Raw genomic sequence first — 5,621 nt, forward strand, 5'->3', positions numbered from 1 at the left:
GGTGCTAAGCAGAGAACTGCTGATCGACACGGCGAGAACACTCAATAAACGCATACGTGCTCTCATCGGGTCGCCAAGGTAAGGGCGGACTGGAACGGGGTGCGGCATGCAGCGATACGGTGGTCCATCGAGGTCATCTCCTGTTTCAATCCGCCCAGCCTCGGCAGTTGCCTGCCGCAAGTCAAGGAGCGGTGTAAAAGCGATTGAAACAGTCTGCAACAGAGCGCGCACCCTCCTCGTCATTTAAGTGCAAATGATGCCCGCCCGGCAGGGTCGTAACCGCAAACGGGAGCTGCGACAACAATTCTGGATGCTGCGCCAGCATGCCTTGTCCTGCTACCACCAATTGTGTCGGACAACTGACGCGCTTGATGAAAGCCATCGCCTGATCACGCGTCAGACGCATGGGTGACGCAAGGGTCAAGCGGCTATCGCTGCGCCAGGTGTAACCACCCGGTACGGGCATTAGTCCACGCTGAGCCAACAGCTCTGCCGCTTCCCGGCTTACCGCCACCACGCCTTTCATTCGGGCTTGCACGGCATGGTCCTGATCGCTGTACACCGGCTTACGTTTGTTAGAAAGGTTCAGCTGTGCCTGCAGCGCAGCGCCCAGCCGCTCCGCCGCGCTGCCCGCTTCACCCGTCGGTGGGATGACGCCGTCGATCAACGCCAGACGCGTGACCCGATCCGGTAGCGCACCGGCCAACACGACGGAAATAATCGCGCCCAATGAATGCCCGAGCAAAGAGAAACGCTGCCAGCCAAGCTGTTCAGCGACCTGCAGTACGTCATGCGCGTAATCCCACAACGTATAACCGGATCCCGTAGGGCGGTGGTCGGAGTGCCCATGCCCAGCCAAGTCCAGGGCGACAATGCGCAGCCCGTTAAGCTTGGGGGCCAGACGGGCAAAGCTGTTGGCGTTGTCCAGCCAACCATGCAGTGCAATCACGGGCTGTCCGTCTTCGGGCCCAAACAAATGCGCGGCCAGTTCGATATGTGGCAGCCTCAGGCGAACTTCCTCGACAGCGACGCTCATGCGCTGGCCTTTTCGGTGCGCACCAAATTCCAGCGAGCGAACACTTGCTTGAGCAGTTCTGCGGTTTCCTGCGGGCGTTCCAGGGGAAACATATGCCCTCCGGGCATCGACAATGATTCACCCAGCGGCAGGTGTTTTACCGGATTGGCGTGGTGACGCATGACCACCCGACTGTGACGCCCTCGGACGACGGCCAATGGCACCTGCAATTGTTGCGCTCGGCCAGGGCTGGTGTGCGGCACACTGCGGTAAATGCTGATTTCGGTCGCAGGGTCGAAACGCAGGCGTAACTGTTCACCGTCATGTTCTAAACCGTGCAGCAGGTAAGCGTCTAAGCATTCTGGATCGAAACGGCGAAACAGGCTCTTGCCCGCAAAGTACTGGCGGGCGGCGTCCATGTCGACGAACGCTTCCCTGCGCCCCAACGTGCGCCCGGCCGGGGTAATCCGGTCAATGAAACCAAAGCGTTTGGCCGCGCGGATCATCAACTGATCGGCCAAGGTCAGTACTGGCGAATCAAGCATCACCACCCCCAGATACAGCTCGGGACAGCGCAGTGCAGCGTGAAAATGCAACACGCCGCCTAATGAATGACCCACGCCCCACACGGGCTCTGGCTGTAACCGAAGGTGGTAAATCAGCTCATCAACCAGGTTCAGCCAGTTGTCATCCACTGGAAATCGCGGGTCATGGGCATGCTGCGGTAAATGCGAAACAACGAAATCCGGTGCCAAGGCGGAAAACAGCTTGCCGTACGTGGCCGATGGAAAGCCGTTAGCGTGAGCGAAAAACACCGGTTGTGACATGTGAGCGCGTCCCTAGCGAAAACCCAGTAGCAATTGTGCGCACCCGCCATTCACTCGGCAATGACTGTAACCGCCATCCAAGGTGACACTTAGGTCATCGTTGTTCTGGGCGGGTCAACGCTGCGGAGGTTGTTCGCCCAGCGGCACGACCGCCATGGTCAGCCGTGATATGCAACTGGCCTTGCCTTCGTCACTGGTCAGGCGGATATCCCAAACATGGGTGGTGCGGCCAATGTGCACGGGATGGGCAACGGCGGTCACACGACCGCTACGCAAACCGCGCAAGTGATTGGCGTTGATTTCAAGCCCCACGCAAAAAAACTTGCTCGGGTCGATGCACAAGTAACTGGCCGTCGAACCCACGGTTTCGGCCAATACCACTGAAGCACCACCGTGCAACAACCCATAAGGTTGATGGGTACGTTGATCGACGACCATGCTCGCCGTCAGCGAATTGTCATCGAAGCGTTCGAAACGAATGTCTAACAGCTCGCCGATGGTGTTTTTTTGCATTGCATTAAGTTGTTCGATGACTGGAGTGTTAAGCCACAAGCTCATGTTCATTCCTTGGGTCACGGCGCTCGCTGAGAAAGCGCGAAATTAGTCGGTCGCCCGCATAGTAGCGTTTTCGAACACTTGTTTCATTCAGGAAAAAATAGAGGTGTGCCAGGCTCTCCCGGTTCGCGGCCTTCACGGGCAAGCGCAGCGCTCCTACACTACGCCCAGCGCGATTTTGATCTCGGCCAGAATTGCCGGGTCGTCGATGGTCGACGGCGGCGCGAACACTTCGCCATCCGCTATTTTGCGCAACACAACACGCAGTATTTTTCCCGAACGGGTCTTGGGCAGGCGCTTGACCACGACAATTCGCTGCAGACAAGCCAGTGCGCCAATCCGCTCGCGCACCAAGGCAACCATTTCGCTTTGGAGTTGTGCAGCACTTTCCTCAATACCGTCTTTAAGCACGATCATCCCCAACGGCACTTGACCCTTGATTTCATCGTGCACGCCGATCACTGCGCACTCGGCGACGGCAGGGTGCTGGCCGACAACGTCTTCCATCTCGCCAGTGGACAGCCGATGGCCAGCGACGTTTATCACATCATCGGTACGGCCCATGATGTAGACGAAACCTTCCTCGTCGATGTAGCCGCCGTCGCCCGTATGGAAATAACCGGGAAAGCTGTGGAGATAGGCGTCGAGGTAGCGCGGATGATCATTCCACAGGGTTTGGCTGCAGCCTGGAGGCAACGGTAAGGCGATCACTACCGAGCCTTGCTCACCCGGCCCCAGCAACTCGCCGAGTTCGCCCAGAATTTGTACGTTGTAACCCGGTACCGCGCGATTACTTGAACCGAAGCCGGGCCGGTGACCTTCCAGCCCAATGCACGGCGCGGTGACCGGCCAGCCGGTTTCGGTTTGCCACCAGTGATCAAGCACTGGCTTGCCGGTCATGCGCTCCAACCACTCATGGGTACTGGAATCGAGTTTCTCACCGGCCATGAACAGATGGCGAATAGCACTCAAATCCCGGCCCTTGATCAATTCGCCGTCAGGATCGGCCTTGCGAATGGCGCGCATGGCTGTGGGTGCGCAAAACAACGCATTAATCCGGTATTCCTCGATCATCCGCCAATAGCTGCCGGCATCCGGGGTCCGAATCGGTTTGCCTTCATACATGACCGTCGTACAACCGGCCATTAACGGCCCGTATGCGATCATCGAATGACCGACCACCCAACCCACATCAGAGATGCCCCACCAAACATCGCCAGGTTGCAGGCCGTAAACCGTCTTCATGCAGAAGATCAGCGCAACGGCGTTTCCGCCATTCTCGCGGACGATGCCTTTAGGTCTGCCCGTGGTACCCGAGGTGTACATGATGTACAGCGGATCAGTGCTCGCCACCGGTATAGGGTCAGCCGGTTGAACGCCGATCAGGGCCTCGTTCCAGTCCAGATCACGACCGTCCAGTAACTGCGCCACCGCTTGTGGACGCTGTAACACCAGCACCCGACTCGGTTGATGGCGAGCCAATTCCAAGGCCTTATCCACCAGCGGTTTGTACTCAATGACCCGATCAAACTCAAGACCGCATGAAGCGGTCAGCAGTAACCTGGGTTTGGCATCGTCGATGCGCAGTGCCAGTTCATTGGCCGCGAAACCGCCGAACACCACCGAGTGCACAGCCCCCAGCCGAGCGCAGGCCAACATGGCCATGAGCGCCTGCGGGACCATCGGCATGTAGATGATCACCCCATCGCCCTTTTCCACGCCCAATTGGCGCAGCAGACCGGCCAACTGCGCGACCTGATCACGAAGCTCGTTAAAGCTGTAACGCACTTTGCTATTGCTGACGGGAGAGTCGTAGATCAACGCCGTCTGTTCGCCGCGCCCCTGCTCGATCTGATGATCCAGTGCCAAGTAGCTGGTATTGAGCAAACCGTCACCGAACCAACGGTGCGTGCCGTCGGCCAAGGTTTCCAGGATGTGAGTTGGCGCTCGATACCAGGCGACCTGCTGCGCCTGCTCAGCCCAGAAAGCCTCAGGGTCGGTGATCGAATGGGCGTGGCTCTGCGTGTAATTCATCTGCTGCTGGCTCATCGGTGTCCCTGTGATTGTTCTTATTAGGGCTTACGAGAATATGCTTGCGAGTAAAGGCTTTGCTCGAGAGCGCCTTACACAGATGAAATTAGCAGATGTGCAGCAAAAATCAGCTACGACCTTTGTCGGTTATCTCAGACTCGTTCCAGGGCTCGGGCATTGGCCAAACGCTGGATGAATAAGCCGACCAAGGCCAGCGCAGCCAGCACAATCACCACCGAGCCATAAACGTTAGCCGTCGCGATCAAGCCAACACTGTGCGCGGACAACCCAGCGATCAACGCCGGCACACAAAACGCCAAGTAGCTGAGTACGTAAAATGTCGACATCAGGCCCGCGCGTTCGTGGGCGTGCGCCAGCGGCATTAGCAAACGCAGAGCGCCCAAAAACCCGGAGCCAAAACCACAGCCAGCGATCACCGTGCCCGCAAAGAACAACCATAACCACCCGCTATTTATCGCCAGCAAAATCACTGCGACACCGCTGCCCAGGCCAATCGCACCCACAAACAAAGCCAGGCTTGGAGCACGCTTGCGCAAGTTGAGAATGGCCACCACGCCACTTAGGGTCAGCGCGGCAACGGCCAACCCACCGTTGAGTACCGACGTCGAGCCGGTTGCCGCAGCCAAAAGGGAGGGCGTCAGGGACAGGTAAAAACCGCCCAATGCCCAGGCTGCGATGTCCACTGGCAGGATCAACCACAACGTACGCCGCGCTTGCGGCGGAACGCTAAGCGCCGGTTTAAGCGATGCCCAGGCGCCAGGTTGCGGGCTGACAGTTTCCGGCAGCCGCCAGAGATACAAAGCTTGCGATAAAAAAGCGATCAACAATACGATAAACGCCAGCGACAGCGGCATGGGCGCATAAGCCACCAATACACTGGTGCCCAAGGCGCCACCCGCCATGCCCAACAGCGGCGTGACACTATTGAGCAAAGGCCCCTGAACCTGATCACAATCGAGCAAGGCAGCGCCCAACGCGCTGGCAGCCATCCCGGTGGCAAAGCCCTGCAGCATTCGTGCAACCAATAGCCAAGTGACATCGACAGCAGCGATGAACAATGCCATCGATAAAATCTCGAGCAGCAATGACGCAAAAATCACCGGACGCCTACCCAGGTAATCGGACAGCGAACCTGCCACCAACAAGGCGACCAATAGACTCAAGGCGTACAC

Annotated in this window: 5 protein-coding genes; all 5 read right to left on the reverse strand. The window is 58.1% G+C overall.

The features are described from left to right. Positions 1 to 181: 181 nt before the first annotated feature. Positions 182 to 1,036, reverse strand: a complete 855-nt coding sequence (locus M0974_RS22315) for an alpha/beta fold hydrolase (RefSeq protein WP_297841865.1) — start codon at positions 1,034 to 1,036, stop codon at positions 182 to 184. Then, positions 1,033 to 1,842, reverse strand: coding sequence for an alpha/beta hydrolase (locus tag M0974_RS22320; protein ID WP_297841869.1), 810 nt, complete (start codon positions 1,840 to 1,842; stop codon positions 1,033 to 1,035). Before M0974_RS22320 ends, M0974_RS22315 begins: the two co-directional genes overlap by 4 nt. A gap of 114 nt (positions 1,843 to 1,956) precedes the next feature. Continuing rightward, positions 1,957 to 2,400, reverse strand: coding sequence for a hotdog fold thioesterase (locus M0974_RS22325; protein WP_297841872.1), 444 nt, complete (start codon positions 2,398 to 2,400; stop codon positions 1,957 to 1,959). A 153-nt stretch (positions 2,401 to 2,553) separates the two neighbouring features. Beyond that, positions 2,554 to 4,431 (reverse strand): propionyl-CoA synthetase, encoded by a 1,878-nt coding sequence (locus M0974_RS22330; protein ID WP_297841879.1) that lies wholly within the window; start codon positions 4,429 to 4,431, stop codon positions 2,554 to 2,556. Positions 4,432 to 4,580: 149 nt separating this feature from the next. Then, the coding region (locus tag M0974_RS22335) for an MFS transporter (RefSeq protein ID WP_297841875.1) at positions 4,581 to 5,621 on the reverse strand (1,041 nt) is incomplete at its 5' end.

It is taken from the genome of Pseudomonas sp. (genome assembly GCF_026224925.1).
In the GTDB taxonomy this organism is placed as follows: domain Bacteria; phylum Pseudomonadota; class Gammaproteobacteria; order Pseudomonadales; family Pseudomonadaceae; genus Aquipseudomonas.

Excerpts from the sequence above, each read along its gene's own strand:
- M0974_RS22315 (WP_297841865.1), bottom strand. The coding sequence starts at position 1,036 with ATGAGCGTCGCTGTCGAGGAAGTTCGCCTGAGGCTGCCACATATCGAA.
- M0974_RS22320 (WP_297841869.1), bottom strand. The coding sequence starts at position 1,842 with ATGTCACAACCGGTGTTTTTCGCTCACGCTAACGGCTTTCCATCGGCC.
- M0974_RS22325 (WP_297841872.1), bottom strand. The coding sequence starts at position 2,400 with ATGAGCTTGTGGCTTAACACTCCAGTCATCGAACAACTTAATGCAATG.
- M0974_RS22330 (WP_297841879.1), bottom strand. The coding sequence starts at position 4,431 with ATGAATTACACGCAGAGCCACGCCCATTCGATCACCGACCCTGAGGCT.